The following is a 23139-nucleotide window of genomic DNA, read 5'->3' as shown; positions in this document are numbered from 1 at the left end:
CCAGTTTATACCTTTATGATAGCGAACAAGAACGAATATAAGCAAATAATAAATGAAAGGAATTTGTTATTTTAGTGTAAAGAATCGATGAAGAGGGTAAATTTTCTATAAGTCTGTACTCTTTTCCTGTCAGCATCAGCGGATAGAGACTGCAATTAGAAGAAAAGTTAAAAACAAGCAATTATACTTATTAAAAAAATAAAGTATGGGAGGTGTCACAACGTTTGAAAAGACCGTTGGGAGTTATAATAATAAGTTATATATTTGCTTTTAGTTCAATGCTTTTATTATTTTCTGCTATTTTTTATGATGCGGATACCGATTCCATGCGCAGTATAGCGGAACGTTTTGCATTACCGAATATACCTGAGCAATTAATGAGAGCAATAGTAGCTTTATTTTCATTAGTAATGGTCTATGGTTATATCCAATTGAAAAATGGGGCTTTTGGACAATGGTGGCTTATTTAGTCTATTTTGGAATGATTAGCTCTCTGCTCGTAAACAATCAAACCCACCTGCTATATATAGTTAATATGCTTCCTTCTCTGGCTATGCTAGCTTATACGATCTATGTAAGGAAAGCATTCTTTAATCCATCGAATTTTCAACATTAGAATAATTGAAAATGCCCTTTAAATAACAATAGAACTTCCTATTTCATAAGAAGTTCTATTGTGACGCCTATTCTATTTGAACCCAATCTTAAATGAAAACCCATATAAGAACAGAAACCAAAATAATCGCGGGCAGTCCAAGAAAATAAATATAAGTAAGACTTGAAAAACTCTTCTTTCGTTCGTAAGTATCGTCCAGCTTTTTTGTGACAAAAAGTGTTCCGATTAATGCAAGAACACATACGATAATCACCAGTATGATAAGGGTATTCAACATCTCCCTTTCCCCACCTTTATAAAATAGTCAACGCAGCCGCATAACAATAACCTCAGGCATTATGCAGCTGAATATTTCAGCCTGTTGCAGATAATCTGAATCCAGCGTATAGGAAGCGGTCTTTTTCTTCCATTGTTTCACGACATCTACCCGATTTTCATATCCGAAAACATGGAAGGTCATTTCTTTATTTTTCTTTTTAAAATGAATAATATATGGGGGCATCTTTGTTTCAGGATGAAGAAACAAAGCTTCCTTCCCTGGAAAGATATGATTCTTATATAAAAATTGAGCTTCATTAAAAGAATCTATAAATCTCCTTTTTTCATCTCCATCAAGCGGTGCTCCGTCGAAGGTTATCGTACTGTTTCCTGCATCAATTTTAGGATGCAGTTCAAATTTATTTAAAACCCATCCTACCAAAGCGCTTGGCGGGCTGGTTAAAAATTTCAATATAATTCCTGCCAGCGTAATTAATATAAATGTCCATGTCATTTTCGAATTCCATCTCCCTGATAAACTATCACTTTCTAATTTTGATATAAGGTTACACAGCTTGCTGATTTTATCCTAACCTAGTTTTATTGTACTGGATATCCCAAAAATGATACCATCCAATTCGCATAAAAATCCCCCATCCACTTTACGAGCAGACAGATTTTTATCGCTTTTTTATTTTCCGCGCAAATGCTGAAGAGCTTTCGAAAATCTGGATATTCCTTCCCAAATATCTGTGGGCGTACTCCTGCCATACGTAAAACGAACGAATCCTTTGCTCTCACCAAAAATAGAGCCTGGAACAAAAGCAACTCCTCTCTTCAATGATTCATCCAGCAATTGAAATTCATCCACCGGATCTTTCAGCTTGCACCATAAATGAATCCCGCCATCTGGTTCCAGGAATTCTGCCTGATCGCCTGAAAAATGAATCAGTGCTTTGGATAATTGCTTTCTCCGTACTTCCAGCTGCTGCCTGATTTTATGAATATGTTCATCGAATTGCGGAGATCCGATAAACTCATTTGCAACCCATTGCGGAAAAATACTATGTCCAAAATCAATCTGCTGTTTTGCATCAGCTAAGCGTTGAATAACTTTTTTCGGTCCAACAATCCAGCCGATTCGTAATCCAGATGCAACGATTTTGGATAAAGAACTGATATATAATACATTTCCGTTATCGTCCATTCGTTTTAAAGAAGCTGTTACGTTTCCATCAAATGCCGTAATGCTGTACGGATCATCCTCTACAACAGGAATGCCATACTCCGAAGAAATCTCTAATATTCTTTTCCGTCTGCTTAAAGGCATTTGCACTCCGGTCGGATTTTGGAAATCCGGATTGATAAAAACCATTCGAATGCGATGTTTTTTATGCAGTTCGACGATATCATCCGGATTAATCCCATTTTTACTGCTCTTTAAAAGAAAGGGACGTAAACCTGCTGATTTAAATAATGGCAATGAGTAAGCATACGATGGATTTTCTATTGCGACAGCATCACCAGGCTTTAGTAAACATTGCACAATAAGGTGAAGAGCTTGCTGCGCACCAGAGGTAATCAGGATTGATTCTGCATCAATAGAGATTCCCTTATACGCATACAAATGATTAGAAATCGTTTCTCTTAAACGGACATTGCCCTGAGGGTGATCATATCCCAGATGCTCTGTAAAAGGCTTCTCTTTAAAAATGGAATGAAATTGTTCTGCCGGAAATAGATCCGCCGCCAGTTCTCCGCTTGCCATATTAATCATTTCATTATTTTGTGTTTCCGTCCGTATTTTTTGAACTAACGGCAAATTAGGAAGAAATGAACCATCCTCCACATACCTTCCCCAGTTGGGAATTCTTTTATCGGATATTCCCCAGATATCCGTACTAATATGCGTCCCGCTGCCTTTCCTTCTTTCAACAATTCCAATGGATTGTAATTCATCATAAGCGGCCACTACCGTGCTGCGATTAACTTGCAGCTCTTTTGCCAGATGGCGTTCTGATGGCAGCGGGATATCCGGAGAAAAATCACCAGTAGAGATTCCGTTTTCGATATATGATGCAATTTGTTTGTATAGTGGTGTTTTCGCTGAACGGTCAAGTTTAAAATTCATGTGAATTCCTCGATTGTGTTGTAGATTTAAACGCGCAGTGAATAATACTGCCCAAAGCTCTTTATTCGTATACTAAAATGAATATATTCTTAATTTTAAACTTATCTTATGGAATTCTTTCCTAAATAAAATGATACAAAAATAAAACTGCTAAACAAAGATATCTTCTACTATCATAGCGAACAATGACCTAAATAAGCAACTCACAGATGAAATGATCCAAATTTTATTCTTTCCAGCAAAAAAGCCCGAATCACAATGAAGTTACCGGGCTTAAATGCATGGAAATAAATTTTATTAATTATCCGTTAAACATATAACTCCGGCCTACGCTAATCAAGAAAATCTTTTAAACGTTTACTGTGTCTTGGATGCCTTAATTTCCGCAATGCTTTTGTTTCAAGCTGACGGACACGCTCTCTGGTCACGCCAAATACTTTTCCCAGTTCTTCCAGCGTTCGTGACTTCCCGTCATCCAATCCAAAACGGAGACGGAGAATACTTTCTTCCCGGAGAGGAAGGGTATCCAATACCTCCTCTAATTCCTTTTTTAACAGTCCATCCGCTGCATATTTGATTGGTATTATCGTGTTGGGCATCGTTGCTTTGTGGGTGGCAACATGGGCATGGAACCAAACTTCCATCCGTCTGACGGTTTCCATGGCAGGGATGATGATTGTTTTTGAGTCTTTATTTGGACTGCTTTATTCTTTTATTTATCAATTGTCATTCCCCTCCGTATGAGAATCGATTAGTATTTTCTTTATTATCGCCGGTGTATCTTTTGGAATTTGGAGAATCAATAGAGAAAAGATTTCGGAACATAGTTTATAAAATGAAAAATAACTTTCAGAGAAATTTTTCAAGGAGAAATACAAGCTGTACTTATGAGAAAGCTGTTTTTTCTCCTTCTGACTCGGCAAGAGAAGCCTTTATTCGCTCATTCACCGTCTTCTCATATCAAAAAATCTTCCTGCTCTTCGCAGTTTCAAGATCCCATTGAATCTGTAATATCTGACGTTCTATCCACTTAAACTTCTTAAAACTTAACCAATGCAATGTTTTGAATAGGTAAAGATCGAGTGTTGAAATACCAACCTTATCTCTGTTTGAAAGAATATTCAATATTTCTCTCATGATAAAACGATACCAAGTATATCCTTATTTTAAGATGAAGCATCCTGTTCCGCAATGCTTCCAATAAACGAAAAAGCAAAAAATGATTGTTTTACAACTATCAATCATCTTTTGCTTTTTTAACTACAGCTCGTTATATGAGTCCTCATAGGATTCAGCAAGTTCTATAAATCTTTCATTATCTAAAACATCTTCAAATAAAGGATCTGTCACAGCATAATCAATTAAGCTGGGGTCCTCATCCATTGCTTCTTCCAAATGATCCAAGCCTTCTTCTATCTCCCCGCGCTCAATATCGATAAAAGCCAGGCCGTAATAAGCAATTCCTTTATCTAACGGATGCTCCTCTAGCATTTCTTCGTAGAGTTCTTCTGCTTCATCCAGCTGCCCATTTTTTGTTAAAAGGATGCCTTTATAATCCAGATTATAAATGATATGCATTTCATCATCTACTTCTAATACGGCGTCAGCGTATTCCAACGCTTCTTCATAATCCTCTATAAGTTCATAAGCATATACAAGCATATCCAGTGCATCGACATCTTCCGGATGCTGTTTCAAATATTCTTCTAAATAAACAATACTTTCTTCTGTTTCATCTAAATAGAGCAGGCTGGCTCCCAAACCATATAAAGCGAAATCTGCCTTGGGTTCAATTTCTAAAGCTTCTTCAAAATAAGTCAGAGCTTCTTCATCTTCATCAAGAAAAGATAGTGCATTTCCCATAGCAACATATTGTTCCGGTGCATTCGGATTTAAATCAATCGCTTCCTGCGCAGCTTCCATAGCCTCTTCATATTCGCCCAAGTCTATTAACGCATATGCAAGATTACTGTAAGCAGCTTCCATCTTGTCATCCAGTTCAATTGATTTTTCTAACGCTTCTCTTGCTTCTTCCGGTCGTCCAAGTTCAATGAGAATAAAACCCTTATCATTATAAAGGAAAGGCTCTTCAGCGTGATCTTCCAGAGATTCCTCGATTAGCTCTAAAGCTTCTTCATAATCTCCATTCGCGTATAGAGGCTGCAGCTTCATTGATAATGAATATGTACTGGTGCTTGAACCAGAGGATAATTGTTCCGCTTCCTCTTCCTCTGCTCCCGATTCGTTTTCTTCCTCTTCCTCTGCTTGTTCTGAATTCGTGTTTTCCTCGGAAGATTCAGATGAAGAAGTTTCTGATGCAGTGGATTCCTCGGACGTACTGCATCCGGCAATAAATAGTAATAATGACATAAAAATAATAATTCGCTGTTTATTCATTTTATCCTCCTCTATTTGACAAATTATTCTTTAAAATGACATTTTTATTATAGTACAAATGGAACATAAATGGAAGACATATCCAAGACTGTTTTCACAAAAATTTTTGCTAACAGATACTTGTCTCGTGAGCTTCGTGAAATAATTCTCAAAACAGTAAAAGCGGCACAGGTATATGCCGCTTTTCTATCAAATTATCTATATGAATCATGTGCAGGGTGAAATAAATCTTCCTTTGCATTTCTTACTATGGAAAAATGATCCACGTTATAATGTCCATGAAGTGTATCGTTATGGTGTTTTATAATTTGTTCTGGATTCAGCAAGTCGTTCCCCAGGCTGGAGTGGCCGTCTCTAACTAATGTGACATCCAATCCGTTAATGGTTGCTGTTCTGACGGCACTGTCTATGCAATGCTGTGTTTCACAGCCCATAACAACAATATGTTTTACTTGATGTGACTTTAGGTATTCCAACAGACCTGTTCCATAAAAAGCATTGGTAGCAGATTTGTCAAAGATTTTTGATTCTGCAGGCACATAGATGTCTTTGTGAATTTCAAATCCGCTTCCTTTTCCATCACCGACATCTAAATCCCTTACAAATACACTTGGCACCACTGCATTTTCTGCTTTTTCAATTACTAAATTAATATTAGCAATAAGCTGTGATTTTTGAAAAACTGCGTTTCTTTCATGATTGCCTTCGATTAATTCCTGTTGTGCATCAATAACTAATAAGACCTGATTCAATTTAAGTCCCCTTCCAATTTAGGGAAACACGATGTAACGGACTAGTTAAACGCTCTCCCTTTTTTACTTATTACATTCTTTTTATTATTTATCATATGAACGCCTCCTTTAATGAAATTCATTTTAATAACCTTTATAAACCAAGGTAATCTTTATTTTACCATAATAAATAGACGATATTTTCAAAAAATAAATTTAAGCTAATACTAAGTTGATATTACAAGCTTCGCGAATACCGAAGATTAACAAATGGTTCGCCTGTATCCGTCACGCCACTTTTCTTTTCCTGCTTCCGAAATCCTCTTGCTTCATAGAAAGGGATTCCTCTTTGATTTCCATCCTGTACAGACACCCATTGCTCTGTTGCTCCTGCTTTCTTATGTACTTCTGTAAGTATATTTAATAATTGTCTTCCTATTCCTTTGTATCGATATTTTTCTTCTACATATAATACAAAAACTTGGCTGACCCTGCTCTCCGTTATTGCACCGCCAATAACGCCTGCCACCTTTGAATTAACGATAGCAACATGGGTATAAGAGCCTTGTTCTATATCCGCCTTTACTCGTTCATGGTTATACCATTCCTCTGCATGCTTGTTCCGGTACTTCTCACTTAACTTACCTTCTACAGTTTGTTTCCAGCCAAAGGAGCAAATAGCAGCAATGGATTTGACATGCTCTGTGACTGCTGTCTCAATAGCTATATCCATTTTGATTCCTCCCTTCTTTAACCCCGATATATGGTTTCTACTATCCAAATTCGATATCCATCCGGATCGGCAATAACCGCTTCCTTCACACCCCAGGGACGCTCAATCGGGTCTTGTATAATTTTTACGTTTCGATTTCTTAGAGATGAAACAGCTGAGCTGACATCATTGACCAGAAATTCTATTACCATTCCTTTTTCTACCGGTTCTGGCTCATCAATGATATGCAATAATATAGTTGTATCATGCTCTGAAGTCCCTGCAGAAATGAAGGCCATACTTTGATCAGTAAAACCTTGCTCTAAATATAATATATCCTTATAAAATGCAATGGATCTGTCTAAATCCTTTACTGGAACAACGATTGTATTTAACTTTTCGATTCGAAAATCTGTCATCTTTATTCTCCTCTTCTTTACATGTTGGAAAATGAATGGAGGCTTTCCGCTACTTTTTTCAGTTCATCTCTGTTTAGTGAAAAATACTTTGTATTTCCTTCCTGATGCACCATAACAAGACCAGATTGCAGCAACTGATTTAAATGACGAGAAACCGTGCTTTGCTTCAGGTTCAGCTGCTGGATAATCCGTTGGGCGAACATCTCTTTATTTTCAGCTAATAAGTCAATGATTTGCAGTCTTGTCCTGTCACCCAATCCTTCAAAAGCAGTATAATAGTCTGCCAGCTTTTCTTTATTTCCTGCCGTTTCTATCTGCGGATCAAACATCAGGTAAACATGTTTATCAAATTGAATAAAAGAAAGCAGCCTTTCCATATTACAAACAGGAACAAAGGTTATCATTTCTGCTCTGTTAATGTTCTCCAATTCTGCGGTATCTGGATACAAGCCTGTGATTGCAAAAATCGCTTCTCCATTGGTACGATAGGATTTTGACAGTAAAGACTCTTGCTGTCTTACCCATGCTGCTAGCATTTTCTGCTTTTCTTCCCACTGTTTTTTCAAACCGGCAGCCCAAAAAGCCCTTATCAACCGGATAATGCTTTCTTTTATATCGGATAAACTATCATAATCCGCTGCATTGTTTTCTACTTTTTCTATCGGGACAGACCAGCTGAGCAGTACTGCTTTCACGGCTTTCTTACGATTATCAGGGTCCTGTAATTGCCTTTCGTCCAGGTAAACTTCCTGCATTGCCTCTTCCACAACCGGTATACGAGGCAGGTATTTATAGTAATAGTCCATTGTTTCTCTAATTCCATAAATAAGAAGCTCCATCATGTCTGACTCCTCTAGCTGCTTCCACCAATCGATAAAAGCATCCCAATCCATGGTTAAATCCGCGGTCTTTTGGATATAGAAATCCCTTAAAATCACTCCATGCGCAAAAACAGTTCTTAATAATTTCAAATCATTTTTAGCGGTATCTGATAAGTTATCCGATAAACTCCTTATCCATCGATTCTGCGCTGAGGAGCTGTTTAAATCGTAATCCGCCAGCTGGATATTCGTAAAAATATAGACTCCTAAGGAACGGACTGCATCCAGCTCTGTTTTCGGTAAAGCTGGTACAAATAAATTTCTCTCCACTTTGTCACCTTCTTCTTTATTCTATATTCGTATATTGAATATATTAATATAATGTATATCCTTCGTCAATCAGCTTTCGATTATATGATTGGATAACAGTTATTTAAAATGCGGCTCTATTAAGCGCCAGTTTATAAAAATGAAATGTATTTTTTGAATGAACTGTGAATAAATACACAAATTCATTTATTTGTAACATGTGAAACCAATCACAAATATAGGGTTTTATATTACAATTAAAGTAACTAAAGGGAGGGGTTTTCATGAAAAAGAAAGATGCTATTGCACTTATTGCAGCTTTTTTAGTTCTTCTTATTATTTTAATTCTGCCTAATCCTGATTCATTGCCTCTAGTTGGACAGCGAGCGCTTGCTGTCTTAGCATTTGCGGTTGTTTTATGGGTTACGGAAGCAGTTTCCTATCCTGTCAGTGCGGTAATGATAGTCAGTCTGCTGGCCGTTCTTATCGGAATCTCCCCTGCTATCGAAGATCCAGGTACGATATATGGAACAAGTCAGGGGTTAAGCATGGCCGTAGAAGGATTCAGTTCTTCCGCTGTGCTGCTTGTTGGAGGAGCGCTTGTTTTGGCTACTGCTATGGAGATTACAGGTCTTCATAAACGCATCGCATTGTATATTATGTCAAAGGTTGGAACAAAGCCTGGAGCACTTGTGATCGGAACCATTATTGTCAGCTTTGTACTGGCGCTGTTTGTACCAAGTGCCACCGCGCGTGCAGGTACGCTTGTCCCTATCCTATTAGGAATTGTAGCTGCATTTGGATTGGCAAAGCAAAGTAAGCTTGCAGCATTATTAATGATTACCGCCGTACAATCTATTTCTATATGGAACGTCGGAATAAAAACAGCGGCCGCACAGAACATGGTTGCTTTAGGATTTATGGAATCTGCTTTTGGTATAGATGTGACATGGGGAGAATGGTTTCTCTACGCTGCTCCTTGGGCATTTATCATGTCTATCGTACTTTATATTGTTATGGTTAAACTAATTAAACCAAATATGTCGAAAATAAAGGAAGGAGTAAGCATAACGAACCAGCTGAAGGAGCTCGGGAAAATCAGTGGAAAAGAATGGCGCTTAATCATTATCGCCGGCTTGTTATTATTATTCTGGTCGACGGAAGGTGTTTTGCATCCCTTAGATTCTACTACAGTTACCATTGTTGCAGTTGCCATCATGCTGACACCTGTTATCGGTATCTTTTCCTGGAAAGAAGTGCAAAGAAAAGTACCTTGGGGCACATTAATTGTATTCGCAACAGGAATTTCATTAGGGATTGTTCTGTTAGCAACAGAGGGAGCAACCTGGCTTTCTTCTAATTCCTTTGAAATACTCGGGGTGTCTTCCCTACCTCTGGTTGCGATGATTGCCGTACTTGCTTTATTTAATATTTTGATTCACTTGGGCTTTGCAAGTGCCACCAGTCTGGCATCTGCTTTTATTCCAATCGTTATTGCTCTGGTCGGATCAATGGAGCCAGCAGCCTTTAATGGTCCAGGTCTTGTCTTGATTATGCAATTTGTGATCAGTTTTGGCTTCCTATTGCCGGTCAGCGCTCCGCAAAATATGCTCGCTTATGGTACAGGTACATTTACTTTAAAACAATTTATCAAATCCGGTGTGCCTCTTACTGTGATTGGGTATTTGCTTATTATTCTGTTTAGTGCAACCTATTGGCAGTGGGTTGGATTGTTATAACGAGCTGAAAAAGCGATATGGAAGCTGAATTATGTATGCTTCTATATCGCTTTTCTTTTTTCAGTAACTCAACTTTCGCACCTAAGAATAAGCAAATATATTTTGCTATTCCAAGATGAACGTGTTCTTCATTATCATACTTGCATTTTGGTTAAATATCCGGCCTTTTTGGAATTGGTGATGGTGCATAGCTCCTGCAACCAACCACTCCGCTTTCCGACGTACAAATGTTTTCGATGGGACGAGTAATCGCAGTCCCAGGACGTTGCGGTCCTAGTCTGCCATGGGGACGGCTTCAGCTAACTTGATAAGAAAACCGCTTTTCAAGTGGATCTTCAGCTCGCCCTGCGATGCACAAATGTTTTTGATGGGGCGAGTAATCGCAGTCCCAGGACCTGCACTAGTACGTCCTGTACGTCGGAAAGCAAAATGGTCCGCCGCAGCGGTGCTTTACACTTCATCTTTTATTCTTGGTCAAGGGTGTTTCAACCCCTGTTTCTATAAAAATGAAGTTACTTTTTAATGTACGAAAGTTGAGTCAATAAAATATAATATTGATAATAGTAAAAGCTGTATTCACTATAACTTGAATAGACTGTCAACATATACTTCAAGTGCCTTCATCCCAAAATTTCTCGCCCGCTATGCTATAATGACTTATGTAGTAAAGAAAAAGAAAGGGATTTTTGTTTTGATTGTTTTATGTACGATGTTAGTGATTGGATTGTTGCTTGGTTTTGTCGGGGCTGGCGGTTCCGGATTTATTATTGCTATATTGACGGAAGTTTTTGGTATTCCTATCCACACAGCGCTTGGAACATCTCTCGCTGCAATGGTCTTCACATCCTTATCGGGCACACTCAGTCACCTGCGGGAAAGAAATACCATGGTAAAAATCGGGCTGGCAACTGGGCTATTTGGTGCAGTTGGAGCTTTTTTTGGTTCCAGGCTGGCAAGCTTTATCCCGGAAAGTGAATTGAAATTTTTTACTGCCGGAATGCTCATTTTATCAGCCATATTGCTGTGGATTCGTGTAAAAGCAGGATTTGGCAAGTTTGCCACACAAAAATTTGCTGAGAAAAACCGTTCCTCGAAAAGCAGATTTTGGATGACAGCTGCTGGGATCGGCATCATTACCGGCTTACTATCAGGTGCATTCGGGATTGGCTCAACGCCGTTTATCCAAATCGGGTTGCTAGTATTCTTTGGTTTGTCGATTCAGCTATCTGCAGGCACGACGATGCTTGTTATTATACCAATCGCACTGGTAGGCGGTATCGGTTATTATTCTGTCGGTTTTCTCGATTTGAAATTATTTGCAGAAGTAGTTATCGGAACAATTATAGGTTCTTATATCGGCGCGAAATTCACCACTCGTCTGAATCCAATGATATTAAAAATTGCAATGGTTGCTGTGCCGTTAATCGGCGGGATTATTTTATTGATTTAGATTCCTGTCCATTCGGAGAAAAGCCAGAAAGTGAAAGAAAAGATTACCCTATCAAAAAGGCGACAGCTCTTACTGCCTTTTTAATAGGATAATAGCTTTTAATCTCCCTTACTATACGCCCCGCTTATTTCCCCATACTAATGCATGTACCTGCGGAAGAACACGAACACGATTCAGCACTGTGGATGCCACTACCTGATCAATTAACCATTCATATTTATTTAATAAATGCCGGGATAATTGCTGCGGTTCGATTTCCTCTAAATCATCATTTCCAACTTGCAGAAAAAAAGCCAGTTTTGGATAGCGCTGATGCACTTTTTCTGCATAACGAAGGTCCTCTTTATCAAAAATTACTACCTTTAAGCTGGCATGCGCTAATCGATCATTGATTTCCAATTGATGGATGATATCATCTAGCGTCTCCCAGTTTGTTTTCATCTTAGAGCTTGGCGGTTTAGGAGAAATGGTCAGATCATCAATTTTTACAAACCAGTCCTGGTAGCGGCTTCCCTGTGTTTCCAGTGCAACCTCAATAGACTTTTCCTGAAGCAAATCAATCAGATTATCAATAGCAGATAACAAAGCCGGATTCCCTCCTGAAATCGTCACATGATCAAAGCAGCTTCCTCCTACTTCTTGCAGCCGCTGCCAAATGTCTTCACTCGTCATCTGAACAATATCTTCTTTGGCGCTTCCGTCCCATGTAAATGCGGAATCGCACCAGGCACATCGGTAATCGCATCCAGCAGTTCGGACGAACATGGTTTTTCTTCCGACTACCATTCCTTCACCTTGAATTGTAGGGCCGAATATTTCTAAGACCGGTATTTTACGCATGATTCATCCACTCCCGTCTTGCTTCCGCATAGCTTGTCGGTGTTTCAAATAACCGAACAAATTCCACCTGGCATTGGTTAGGGAGTTCCTGAATTGCCGCTTCCATTTGTTCAAAAATCCAGACGACCATATTCTCAGCAGTTGTGTTCATTTTGGGCAATGTTTCATTTAAATAACGGTGATCTAAAAATGTTTCAATCTTGTTCTTCCAAATCTCTTTTATATCACCAAAATCAATTACGAAACCCACCTTATCTACAAAACCGCTGATACCGAATACAACCTGATACGTATGTCCATGCAGATTCTTACACTTCCCCTCATAACAATGAAGATGGTGCGCTGCATCGAAGGAAAACTCTTTACTTACCATCACGCGTTTTTGGTGATAGGCCAATTCTTCTCTATGAATATCTTTATCCAGCTTTTGCAGCTCTTCGACAATACGAAACCCGAACATTACTGATTCATCTCCTGTCTTCTAACTAAGTATTGGTCTAATCCACGCTGGCGTAATTGACATGCAGGACATTCTCCGCATCCTGCTCCTCTAACCCCGTTATAACAGGTCAACGTCCGTTCTCTGACATAATCAAAGGCTTGCAGTTCATCCGCTAATTCCCATGTTTCTGCCTTATCCAGCCACATTAATGGCGTATGAATCACAAAATCTTCATCCATGGATAGATTTAAGGTGACATTTAATGATTTGGTAAAGATATCCCGGCAATCCGGATATCCGCTGAAATCTGTTTCACAAACTCCCGTAATAATATGCTTGGCATCAATTTGCTTGGCTAGAATGGTTGCAAAAGAAAGGAACAGTAAATTTCTTCCCGGAACAAACGTATTCGGTATGCCGCCATCCTCTGCATTCTCTACTTCAATGTCCTCCCTGGTCAGCGCATTGGGCGCTAATTGATTCAGTAAAGACATGTCTAAAATATGATGTCTCAATCCCTGATCTCCAGCGATTTCCTTTGCCACCTCAATTTCTAAGCTGTGGCGCTGATTGTAGTCGAAGGTGACTAACTCTACATGCTCAAACTTTTCTAATGCCCAAAATAAACAGGTGGTGCTATCCTGACCACCGCTGAATACAACAACTGCTCGATTATTTTTTTCCATAAAAAAATCCCCTTTCCAATTTGAAAAAGAGAATTCTAAACACCCGAAAAATGCAAAAAACCATACCTAAGGCGCGGTATGGGTATCCTTAGTTTTTTATAGAGGGTGTTAGCTAGAACCTCTTCTACTTTGTATCGTAGATTTTATTCAATTTCTTTTACAATTGGCAGTATAACATATATTTCCTGATGATGTTATCCTGATTTCTTTTTTCAAACATGAAATTACGTTTCATCAACCAGTTTGGCTTTGCAGTGTTTGCTTTTTCTCTCTTTTTAATATTACAAAAGCTCCCTTTATTCGTTTCATTATCCACGATAAAGGGAGCATCATTACAGATTACTGCATGAAATTCTGCTTTCAGCTGCTATTGTATATTTTACTTTTTCTCACGAATCCCCATAAGCGTGTTTGCCCCTGCTGGCCAGTTTTCTTTTGCCAGTCTTGGAAATTGATTAATCCGTACATCAACAGATTCCGGAAACGGCGCAGGGCGTCCAGATGACTGATCTATCCCCATCACCATCTGTTCACTGGTTGCCACAGTATCATTTTCTTTGTTTTTCATTTCAAACCAAAGATGCACACGCTTTGCATCCCGGTTCAACACAGTGACCTTTGTAAGCAGCTCCTCGTTTTCATGCGCCTCTTTTACATATTTAATATGCGCTTCCAGCGTAAAAATGGTATAAGCACTTGCTTTTCGTCCTTCTTCATCCAGACCGATCACATCCATGAAAGCATCGAGGCTATAACTGAAAATCAATGCATAGTATGCATCGTTCAGATGTCCGTTATAGTCTACCCACGCACGTAACACATTGCCCTTCCATACTTGTTTACTTTCTGTCATAGGAGATCAGCCTTTCTGCCGGCCAGAAGCCTTCTTCCTCTAAAAGCCCCATTAATTTAATCAAGAAACGGTCCCGGCGATGTTCAAGGTCATCGATAGAAATCTCTCCGCTCTGTTCAGCAGTCCCTGAAATCACTTTTTCACTTAATTCTTCCGTCAGTTCAGGTGCCACTAAACGGGTCCAAGGCAGCTTCAATGCAGGGCCGAATTGTTCAAGCATGTGCCGCATCCCGTCCTTACCGCCTGCTAAATGAAGCGTTAGAAATGGTCCCATCAGTGCCCAGCGAAGACCAGGGCCGTAGACAATGGCTTTATCTACCTCTTCCGTTGTCGCTACGCCATCATTGACAATATGAAGCCCTTCACGCCAAATTGCTTCCATAAGCCGGTCGCCAATGTGGCCGTCAATTTCACCTTTCATCACAAGCGGCTTCATATGCATGCTTTCATAAAGCTCCTCTGCCTTTTCCATATAACTGCGCTCTGTCTGCTTTCCTCCTGCGATTTCCACCAATGGAATTAAGTAAACGGGGTTAAATGGATGGGCAACAATGATTCGTTCTGGGTGATGCACACAATCTTCCTGCAGGACAGAAGGCATGTATCCAGAAGTACTTGAAGCGATAATCGCTGTCGGTTTAGCAGCAGCATCCACCTGCGCTAATACCTTTTTCTTCAAGGCTTCCTGCTCTGGAACATTTTCCTGTATCAAATCGGCTTCTTTTACAGCTTCCTCCAGCTCGTTGTAGAAGGTCAGATTCTCCTTTGCAGCTTCGTTGCTTATTCCGTATTCTTCTAATGTTGTCCAAATAGCATCTATCATTTTTTCTGTTTTTTCTTTTGCATCAGGAGCCGGATCAAAAGCATTGACCTTATGACCATTTGCTAAAAAGCGTGCAATCCAGCCATTGCCAATCACGCCGGTTCCTAAAACTGCCATTGTTTTTTGCGCCATATTTCACCTCTTAGGAATTAAATTTTTTAAGATTTAAATGTTCTCTTGTCTCTGCAGCCGTCATCGGCTCCAGCTTGACACTATTTAAAATGCTGACAGCTTGATCAACCAGCTGTTCATTTGTACCAAGTACACCTTTTTCTAAATATAAGTTATCTTCTAAACCGACCCGGACATTCCCGCCGAGTAAAGCAGCCTGTGCCACAATCGGCAGCTGCATACGGCCAATACCAAAGGCTGACCAATGCGCGCCATCAACCACTCTTCTTTTCATATATTCGATTGTTTCTGCATCCGCATCAGCGCCCCATGGAATACCAAGACAAAATTGATACATTGGTGTTCCTTCTACTAGTCCTTCAGAAATTAATTGGTTAGCAAGACGGATATGTCCTGTATCAAATACTTCCATTTCGGGTTTTACGCCGCTTTCTTTAATCAGCTTTGCGTGCTCCCGAAGCCAGTCTTCCGGCCCTAAATAAACCTGATTGCCAAAGTTTAAACTGCCGCAATCCAAGGTGGTGAGTTCCGGAAGCAATTCCCCGACCGGTTCATGACGCTCTTTTGGTGTCTGAATATCAGTCCCTTCTCCTCCACAAGTTGGATTTTCTAGATTTGGAACAAAGTCGCCGCCCCCGCCAGCCGTAATATTAATAATCACATCTGTATCGGATTCACGGATTCGTTCCACGGTTTCTCTAAAAAGGGCCACATCGTGACTGAGTTTCCCTGTCTTGGGATCACGAACATGGATATGTGCAATTGCAGCACCTGCTTTTGCTGATTCAATAGCAGATTCCGCAATTTCTTTTGGCGTAATTGGAACATGTCTGCTTTTCTCTGTTGTATCACCTGCACCAGTCAGTGCTGCAGTGATGATTCGTTTATTCTTCATTTTTTGCTTCCTCCTTTTTGGTTGGGGTGACAATAGGAACATGGTTAAAAATCTCGCCACTTTCAAAAAACGCAACAAGATTATTTATCCAATTATAATAGGCATTCCATTCATCCAGCTCCTGCTGTAATCTCTCCATTCGAACTTTTACTTCTTCTGAGGAATCCTCTGTCAAAAAAGTTTCTAAATGACGAATTTGTTCTCTGAGACGGCGTTCTAAACTCGTATTACGTTTTACAACCTCTGACCAGTTACTTGTAAATAAGGATATAAATGTTTGTGCATAATCGCGTTCTACATTGTAATGATCTTTGCGGCTGCCTTTCACGTATTCTTTCTCAGCGATATTAAATGAGATCATCTGTCGCATGACCTGACTCATTCTTGTTTTACTCATTCCAGTTTCTTCAGCCAGTGAATCTAATGTCATTGCCTCGCGATTCATATAGATAATGCCAAGCAGCCGTCCGACTGTCGAGGATACGCCGAACGTTTCCATGTTATCTGCGATTCGATCTGTGAGCAGTTCTTCGCAGGATTTGATTTCTTGAAGCAATTGATTATTTGAAAATGATTCCATCGTCAAGCTCCCCTTTAACTTGTATATGTGTCACTGTAACACGGATTAAATAAAATTGGAAAAATCAAGTTTGATAGTAAATGAGCGTAAAAGTAAGCAATTCTAAGATAAACTGCACTGTATACTTTGTAAAGTTTAAATTGCACAGATTTTACGGTTTAAATCGCTTTTTTCGGATTTTCATTTTTACCTGTCTGTTTATTATACTGAGTAAGTCTAAATTTTAGTTTTACGGAATAAGCAATGGAGGTGCTTGTAGTGCTTGAATTTAAAGAAGTAACTAAAAAATTCGAAGGAAATAATACTCCTTCCGTTCATAAACTGAACCTGAAAGTAGAACGAGGAGAATTTGTTGTTTTTATCGGCCCAAGCGGGTGCGGGAAAACAACTACGATGAAAATGATTAACCGGTTAATTGAACCTTCCGGGGGAGAAATTCTTGTAGACGGCGTGAATGTCCTCAAGCAGGATGCTGTCCAATTACGTCGATCCATTGGATATGTTATTCAGCAAATTGGTCTTATGCCCCATATGACTGTGGGAGAAAACATCTCTCTTGTGGGATCGCTTTTAAAATGGAATAAGGAGAAACAGAAAGAACGGGCAAAAGAACTTATTTCACTGGTTGACCTGCCAGAGGATTATTTAGATCGTTACCCACATGAGTTAAGCGGAGGACAGCAGCAGCGAATCGGGGTACTGAGAGCGTTAGCTACGAATCCCTCATTGATTTTAATGGACGAACCATTTGGGGCGCTTGATCCAATCACTCGTGACAGCTTACAAGAGGAGTTTAAAAAACTTCAAAAAGAAATGGATAAAACGATTGTTTTTGTTACCCATGATATGGATGAAGCGATAAAACTTGCTGATAAAATCGTGATTATGAATCAAGGAGAAATCGTTCAAGTCGGCACACCAGATGATATTCTTCGCCATCCGGCCAATGAGTTTGTAGAAGACTTTATCGGAAAAGACCGGTTATTAGAAAGCCGCCCGGAAGTAACACGCGTTGAACAAATTATGAATCCAAACCCGATTACGATTGAAGAAGAAAGCAGCTTAAAAGAAGCTATTCAAAAAATGCATGCCAATCGTGTCGACTCCTTGTTAGTAGTTGATGGAGCTGGAATTTTAAAAGGATACATTGATATTGAAATGGTCGACTCCAATTATAAAAAGAAAAGCTATGTTCATGAAGCGATGGATACAGCAAAATATGCCGTGGATAAAAACAGTCTGCTCCGGGATACAATGCATCGTATGCTTCGTCGTGGCAGCAGTTACGTACCCGTTGTAACAGATAATAATAAATTAGCAGGAATCGTAACAAGGGCGACCCTTGCCGATATGGTTTTTAACACTATTTGGGGCGATGAAACAGAAGATATTACTGCTATAGAATAAAAAGGAGGCAAAAAATAATGCAAGCTATTAGAGATACACTTGCATCCTATGGATGGGAGCTGCTCGAAAAAACAGGAGAACATATGTACATTTCTATCGCTGCGATTGTTTTAGGTATACTGGTTGCGGTCCCCTTGGGAATTTTACTCACTCGCATACCGAATAAAACAGCGGATCGGTTTATCTCGTTTGTCGGGATATTACAAACTGTTCCAAGTTTAGCTATTTTAGCTTTTTTGATGCCTTTCTTAGGCGTAGGTGTTGTACCTGCGATTATTGCTTTATTTATTTATTCCGTACTTCCCATACTTAGAAATACGTATACCGGCATCATGGAAGTAAATACAAGTTTAAAAGAAGCGGGTAAAGGCATGGGAATGAACACCTTTGAAGTTATCCGAAAAGTTGAGCTCCCTCTTGCTTTGCCTGTTATTATGTCAGGCATACGGTTCGCAACCGTTTATTTAATCGGCTGGGCAACACTGGCAGCATTTATTGGCGGCGGCGGTTTAGGTGATCTTATTTTCGATGGTCTGAATCTATATCAGCCTGAGCTTATTGTTTTAGGTACTGTGCCGGCAACGATTTTGGCTTTACTTGCCAGCGGATTATTATCGCTTCTTGAAAAAGGATTAACACCTAAAGCCTTAAGGAAAACTGTTTAAAAAGGAAGGATTATAAATGAAGAAATTATTGCTGATTCCCCTTCTTTCGGCGCTGCTCCTTTCAGGATGTGCCCTGCCAGGTCTCAGTGGGCCTTCAGAAAGTACGGTTCGAATTGCAACCTTAGATACGGTAGAATCCGAAATTTGGGGTAATATACTGTCTCAGATGATTGAGCATTATACAGATTTAGATACGGAGTTAGTAACGAATTTAGGATCAACGATGGTCCTTCATCAAGCAATGATGCAGGAGGAAGTAGATATGACTGCTACCAGATATACCGGCACAGATATTGCCGGCGTCTTAAATTACGAAGATATTACTGACCCTGAGGAAGCGATGGAAATCGTACAGCGGGAATTTGATGAAAAATTTGACCAGACATGGGGCGACTCTTACGGTTTCGAAAACAGCTATACGATTTCCATTACACAAGAATTTGCAGATGAAGAAAACATTACACATGTGGATGATCTGGAGCCTTTTGCCGATGACATGAATTTTGGTGTAGATAATGCCTGGGTCAACCGTTCAGGTGACGGGTACGAGGCTTTTACAGAAACACACTTTGCTTTCGGCAATGTCTATCCAATGGCAATAGGCTTAGTATATGAAGCTGCTGCTTCCGGTAATATGGACGCGGTTCTTGGTTATTCTTCAGACGGAAGAATTGCGGCGTATGATTTAAAAGTATTGGATGATGACTTCTTCCCTCCTTACGATGCTTCTCCTGTAGCGAGAAATGAAATCTTGGAGGAAAATCCGGAAATCAAAGAAGTCATGCAAAAGCTTAGCGATACCGTAACAACAGAGGATATGCAGGAAATGAACTATCAAGGTGACGTGGAATTAGTCAGTCCTGCCACCATTGCCCGCGAGTTTCTGGAAGAAAACAACTACTTTGAAGATAAGGAGGGCATGTAATGAGTGTCTGGGAGCAATTGATAACCTATGTATCTCAAAATGGTTCTTATATTTGGACAGAATTTTACCGTCACTTCTTAATGGCCGCTTATGGCGTGTTGTTTGCTTCCATCGTCTCCATCCCTATTGGTGTGCTTATTGCCAGATATGGAAAATTAAGTGGGTGGGTACTCACACTTGGAAGTATTATTCAAACTATTCCTGTATTAGGTTTTATGGCCATCACCATGGTTGCGATGGGATTAGGAACAACAACCGTCGTAACAACTGTGTTTTTTTATTCCCTATTACCAATTATTCAAAATACCTATGTAGGGATAACCGGGGTTGATCAAACAGTGAAGGAAGCTGCCTACGCTTCAGGAATGACACGGTTCCAGCTGCTGATGAAAGTAGAATTACCCCTTGCTATCAGTGTCATGATGGCTGGAATTCGTACAGCACTTGTTGTTGGGATTGGCGTTGTAGCAATTGGAACGTTTGTCGGCGCCGGAGGACTTGGTGCTATTATTGTGCGCGGAACAAACGCTACCGATGGAACAGCGATTATTTTAGCAGGTGCTGTTCCTACAGCCTTGATGGCAATTGCAGCAGATTTAATTATGGGTAAGATTGAAAGAATGCTGAACCCAGTGAAGTAAAATAAATAATAGAAATCATTATACATGTGTGTTCAAACATCCCGGCTTGTTACCAGAATTAACATAAACAAGCCGGGATGTTTACGTTTTATAAATGGCTTTATGCAACTTTTCTGGACTAGTCCCCTATCCAGCAGGATTTCTTTTTTAAATCATTGAATTAATCTGAAAAATCTTTATAATAAGGATAATACATATTATCCTTATAGCAGGATATATTTACAACGGATTTTCCATTTTAACGATTGAAAGGAGTAAAGCTATGAAACAAGTAATACAAGCATTAGGTACAAAATTAGCGCACGATCAAATCTCTGACAATGATACGGTGAGAGAGCTACATAGCAAAGACGAAACCTATCAACAGACAAGTCTTCCGGATATCGTTGTTTTCCCAAAATCAACTGAGGATGTTACGCATATTATGGAGATTGCCCAAGAATACCAAACGCCGGTAACGCCATTTGGAGTTGGGACGAGTTTAGAAGGACATGTCATCCCTTATAAAAATGGTATTACCATAGACTTTTCATTAATGAATCAGATTCTGGAAATAAAAGAAGGTGATTTACTTGTCAGGGTCCAGCCGGGTGTAACAAGAGAGCAGCTGAATAAAGAATTAAAGAAATATGGTCTCTTTTTCACCGTTGACCCTGGCGCAAACGCAACGCTTGGCGGGATGGCAGCAACCAATGCCAGCGGTACCACAACCGTAAAATACGGCGTCATGCGTGATCAGGTTCGAGATATGGAGGTGGTTCTTGCGGATGGGAGTGTAATTCATACAGGGAATTTGGCTGCAAAGTCTGCTTCCGGCTATCATTTGAACGGTCTTTTCATTGGTTCTGAAGGAACACTTGGCTGCTTTACCGAACTGACGCTTCAGGTATATGGCATACCAGAACATATTGTTGCTGCGCGGGCAACGTTTCCGAGTCTGACGAATGCCATCGAAGCGGTAACTTCTATTTTGCACGCAGGCATCCCTATCGCCAGAGTGGAGTTTGTAGATGAAGCCTCAGTGGAACAAATCAATAAATTCAGTGAAACCAATTATCCTGTTAAGCCGACGCTTTTCCTGGAATTTCACGGAAATGAATCTGGTTTACAAGAAGACCTTGCATTTTCTAAGGAAATTATGCAAGATCACGGCTGTGACCATTTTAATTCGGAAACAGACAATGCCGCCCGTAACCGTTTATGGGATGCAAGGCACAATTTGGCATACGCTTATATTCATGATTATGTCGGTAAAAAAATGATGCTGACAGACGTTGCTGTTCCCATTTCAGAATTAGCAAATTCCGTTATCTATGCCGGAGAAGAATTAAAAAAACTAGCTATTCCAGGAGGGATATTAGGGCATGTCGGTGACGGAAACTTCCATTCATTGATTATGATTGATATGGAGAATGAAGAAGAAGTTAAAAAAGCAAAACAATTTAATGAAAAAGTCGTTCAGTATGCGCTGGAGCGAGGCGGAACCTGTACAGGTGAGCATGGTGTCGGCGTTGGAAAGAAACCTTATCAACGCGTGGAGCATGGAGCAGCTCTCGACGTTATGACAAATATTAAAAAAGCGTTAGATCCAAATAATATCTTAAATCCTACTAAAATAGTAGATATCGATAACGAGGATAAGCTATGAAAACATTAGAGAAGATAAGCGCATTAGCCGGTAAATATTTTGCAGTACTTGTCATTATAGCAGCTGTTATTTCGTCTATCTTCCCTTCCGCCTTCCTTGTTTTTGGAAGCTTTATTACACTCTTGCTTGGCGTGGTTATGTTTGGTATGGGGCTGACATTAAAGCCTGTTGATTTCAAATTAATTGTTACAAAACCATTGCCGGTAATTATCGGCATAGCGGCACAATATACAATTATGCCCCTTGTTGCTTTTGGTATCGCTTATTTATTAAGGCTGCCCCCAGAGCTTGCAGCCGGACTTGTTTTATTAGGCTCTGTCCCAGGAGGCACCGCATCCAATGTGATGGTTTATTTAGCAAGAGGAAACGTTGCCCTGTCAGTTGCGATGACTTCCTTTTCAACGATGCTGGCTCCAATTATGACACCATTACTGCTTTATTTATTAGCCGGTCAATGGCTGCCCGTTAATCCGGTAGCCATGTTTTTGTCCATTATCCAAGTTATTATTATCCCTATTATTCTTGGTTTCTTGGTACAGCGTTTCTTCCCTGTTGCCGTAGAAAAAAGTATTGCCGTTGTTCCGTTAATATCCGTTACAGCCATTTTGATTATCGTAACAGCAGTAACAGCTGCCAATGCTGCCAATGTTGCTTCTGCAGGAGCACTTGTATTTGCTGCAGTGTTCTTACACAATAGCTTCGGATTATTTTTAGGTTATTTTACTGCCCGTTTGATAGGACTTAACGAAAATGATCGGAGAGCCATTTCCATCGAAGTGGGCATGCAAAATTCAGGGCTCGGCGTTTCCTTGGCAACAACGCATTTCAGTCCGCTTGCGGCCTTACCAAGTGTCTGGGGTGCGATTTGGCATAATATTTCCGGGCCGATTATCGCAACCATTTGGGCAAATAAATCACCCGATAAAAGAGATGTGAAATTAAAAAAAGCAAATTGAGGTCAATTCTACCATAAAAAAATCCAGGCTGAAATTTCGGCTTGGATTTTTTACGGTGTTACC

At 39.9% G+C, this 23139-nt stretch carries 23 protein-coding genes, 1 pseudogene and 1 riboswitch; of the genes and pseudogenes, 9 read left to right on the top strand and 15 right to left on the bottom strand.

Going from position 1 to position 23139, the window contains the following annotated elements; all coding sequences use genetic code 11:
• The first annotated feature begins 224 nt into the window (after positions 1-224).
• Positions 225-470, top strand: a complete 246-nt coding sequence (locus MKY45_RS11670; protein ID WP_042533964.1) for a hypothetical protein — start codon at positions 225-227, stop codon at positions 468-470.
• A gap of 450 nt (positions 471-920) precedes the next feature.
• On the opposite strand, the gene MKY45_RS11665 is transcribed toward MKY45_RS11670, so the two are convergent.
• The 8 genes and pseudogenes from MKY45_RS11665 to MKY45_RS11630 form a co-directional block, all read right to left on the bottom strand.
• Positions 921-1388 carry a YfmQ family protein gene (locus tag MKY45_RS11665; RefSeq protein WP_341172953.1) on the bottom strand — a complete coding sequence of 156 codons (468 nt, stop codon included), beginning with the start codon at positions 1386-1388 and terminating at the stop codon, positions 921-923.
• A 177-nt stretch (positions 1389-1565) separates the two neighbouring features.
• Positions 1566-3005: a MocR-like pyridoxine biosynthesis transcription factor PdxR gene (gene pdxR, locus MKY45_RS11660; RefSeq protein WP_341172952.1), complete on the bottom strand. Its 1440-nt coding sequence runs from the start codon at positions 3003-3005 to the stop codon at positions 1566-1568.
• Between the two features lie 332 nt (positions 3006-3337).
• Positions 3338-3574, bottom strand: a pseudogene (locus MKY45_RS11655) (sigma-70 family RNA polymerase sigma factor); the annotation flags it as partial.
• 691 nt (positions 3575-4265) lie between these two features.
• Positions 4266-5402, bottom strand: a complete 1137-nt coding sequence (locus MKY45_RS11650; protein ID WP_341172951.1) for a tetratricopeptide repeat protein — start codon at positions 5400-5402, stop codon at positions 4266-4268.
• A gap of 194 nt (positions 5403-5596) precedes the next feature.
• Positions 5597-6154: an isochorismatase family protein gene (locus MKY45_RS11645; protein ID WP_193062108.1), complete on the bottom strand. Its 558-nt coding sequence runs from the start codon at positions 6152-6154 to the stop codon at positions 5597-5599.
• Between the two features lie 217 nt (positions 6155-6371).
• The gene (locus MKY45_RS11640) at positions 6372-6866 is read right to left on the bottom strand and encodes a GNAT family N-acetyltransferase (RefSeq protein WP_341172950.1); all 495 of its coding nucleotides are present in this window, start codon (positions 6864-6866) and stop codon (positions 6372-6374) included.
• Between the two features lie 17 nt (positions 6867-6883).
• On the bottom strand, positions 6884-7264 hold the full coding sequence (locus MKY45_RS11635; RefSeq protein ID WP_341172949.1) for a VOC family protein: 381 nt from the start codon (positions 7262-7264) through the stop codon (positions 6884-6886).
• A 17-nt stretch (positions 7265-7281) separates the two neighbouring features.
• Positions 7282-8415: an ArsR/SmtB family transcription factor gene (locus MKY45_RS11630; protein WP_341172948.1), complete on the bottom strand. Its 1134-nt coding sequence runs from the start codon at positions 8413-8415 to the stop codon at positions 7282-7284.
• Between the two features lie 263 nt (positions 8416-8678).
• Between MKY45_RS11630 and MKY45_RS11625 the strand changes: the two genes are divergently transcribed.
• The gene (locus MKY45_RS11625; RefSeq protein WP_193062105.1) at positions 8679-10133 is read left to right on the top strand and encodes a DASS family sodium-coupled anion symporter; all 1455 of its coding nucleotides are present in this window, start codon (positions 8679-8681) and stop codon (positions 10131-10133) included.
• A 691-nt stretch (positions 10134-10824) separates the two neighbouring features.
• The gene (locus MKY45_RS11620) at positions 10825-11583 is read left to right on the top strand and encodes a sulfite exporter TauE/SafE family protein (protein ID WP_341172947.1); all 759 of its coding nucleotides are present in this window, start codon (positions 10825-10827) and stop codon (positions 11581-11583) included.
• A gap of 111 nt (positions 11584-11694) precedes the next feature.
• On the opposite strand, the gene queE is transcribed toward MKY45_RS11620, so the two are convergent.
• The 7 genes from queE to MKY45_RS11585 form a co-directional block, all read right to left on the bottom strand.
• Positions 11695-12423 carry a 7-carboxy-7-deazaguanine synthase QueE gene (queE, locus tag MKY45_RS11615; protein WP_193062104.1) on the bottom strand — a complete coding sequence of 243 codons (729 nt, stop codon included), beginning with the start codon at positions 12421-12423 and terminating at the stop codon, positions 11695-11697.
• Positions 12416-12883 carry a 6-carboxytetrahydropterin synthase QueD gene (gene queD / locus MKY45_RS11610; RefSeq protein ID WP_289585258.1) on the bottom strand — a complete coding sequence of 156 codons (468 nt, stop codon included), beginning with the start codon at positions 12881-12883 and terminating at the stop codon, positions 12416-12418. The genes queE and queD overlap by 8 nt, the downstream gene beginning before the upstream one ends.
• Positions 12883-13551, bottom strand: a complete 669-nt coding sequence (queC, locus tag MKY45_RS11605) for a 7-cyano-7-deazaguanine synthase QueC (protein ID WP_289585259.1) — start codon at positions 13549-13551, stop codon at positions 12883-12885. The genes queD and queC overlap by 1 nt, the downstream gene beginning before the upstream one ends.
• 82 nt (positions 13552-13633) lie before the next feature.
• Positions 13634-13679, bottom strand: a riboswitch (PreQ1 riboswitch).
• A 251-nt stretch (positions 13680-13930) separates the two neighbouring features.
• Positions 13931-14404, bottom strand: coding sequence for a thioesterase family protein (locus MKY45_RS11600; protein WP_042533943.1), 474 nt, complete (start codon positions 14402-14404; stop codon positions 13931-13933).
• On the bottom strand, positions 14391-15359 hold the full coding sequence (locus MKY45_RS11595) for a 3-hydroxyacyl-CoA dehydrogenase NAD-binding domain-containing protein (protein WP_042533941.1): 969 nt from the start codon (positions 15357-15359) through the stop codon (positions 14391-14393). The genes MKY45_RS11600 and MKY45_RS11595 overlap by 14 nt, the downstream gene beginning before the upstream one ends.
• A gap of 10 nt (positions 15360-15369) precedes the next feature.
• Positions 15370-16254: a BKACE family enzyme gene (locus tag MKY45_RS11590; RefSeq protein ID WP_341172946.1), complete on the bottom strand. Its 885-nt coding sequence runs from the start codon at positions 16252-16254 to the stop codon at positions 15370-15372.
• Positions 16244-16834, bottom strand: a complete 591-nt coding sequence (locus MKY45_RS11585; protein WP_042533936.1) for a GbsR/MarR family transcriptional regulator — start codon at positions 16832-16834, stop codon at positions 16244-16246. The genes MKY45_RS11590 and MKY45_RS11585 overlap by 11 nt, the downstream gene beginning before the upstream one ends.
• Positions 16835-17092: 258 nt before the next feature.
• Between MKY45_RS11585 and MKY45_RS11580 the strand changes: the two genes are divergently transcribed.
• The 6 genes from MKY45_RS11580 (at position 17093) to MKY45_RS11555 (ending at position 23076) form a co-directional block, all read left to right on the top strand.
• A complete protein-coding gene (locus MKY45_RS11580) occupies positions 17093-18241 on the top strand; it encodes a betaine/proline/choline family ABC transporter ATP-binding protein (RefSeq protein ID WP_341172945.1) in 1149 nt (382 codons plus the stop codon).
• 17 nt (positions 18242-18258) lie between these two features.
• Positions 18259-18906, top strand: coding sequence for an ABC transporter permease (locus MKY45_RS11575; protein ID WP_042533932.1), 648 nt, complete (start codon positions 18259-18261; stop codon positions 18904-18906).
• Between the two features lie 16 nt (positions 18907-18922).
• Entirely contained in the window at positions 18923-19831 is a 909-nt protein-coding gene (locus tag MKY45_RS11570; RefSeq protein WP_341172944.1) for an osmoprotectant ABC transporter substrate-binding protein, read from the top strand.
• Entirely contained in the window at positions 19831-20472 is a 642-nt protein-coding gene (locus tag MKY45_RS11565; RefSeq protein ID WP_042533929.1) for an ABC transporter permease, read from the top strand. The genes MKY45_RS11570 and MKY45_RS11565 overlap by 1 nt, the downstream gene beginning before the upstream one ends.
• A 262-nt stretch (positions 20473-20734) precedes the next feature.
• Positions 20735-22120: an FAD-binding oxidoreductase gene (locus MKY45_RS11560; protein WP_042533927.1), complete on the top strand. Its 1386-nt coding sequence runs from the start codon at positions 20735-20737 to the stop codon at positions 22118-22120.
• Complete coding sequence (locus tag MKY45_RS11555; protein ID WP_341172943.1) at positions 22117-23076, top strand: bile acid:sodium symporter family protein; 960 nt, start codon at positions 22117-22119, stop codon at positions 23074-23076. Before MKY45_RS11560 ends, MKY45_RS11555 begins: the two co-directional genes overlap by 4 nt.
• Positions 23077-23139: the final 63 nt, after the last annotated feature.

Origin of the sequence: Oceanobacillus sp. FSL K6-0251 (assembly GCF_038004725.1) — a bacterium.
GTDB classification, from domain to species: domain Bacteria; phylum Bacillota; class Bacilli; order Bacillales; family Amphibacillaceae; genus Oceanobacillus; species Oceanobacillus oncorhynchi.
This window is presented reverse-complemented; position numbering and strand designations above follow the sequence as displayed.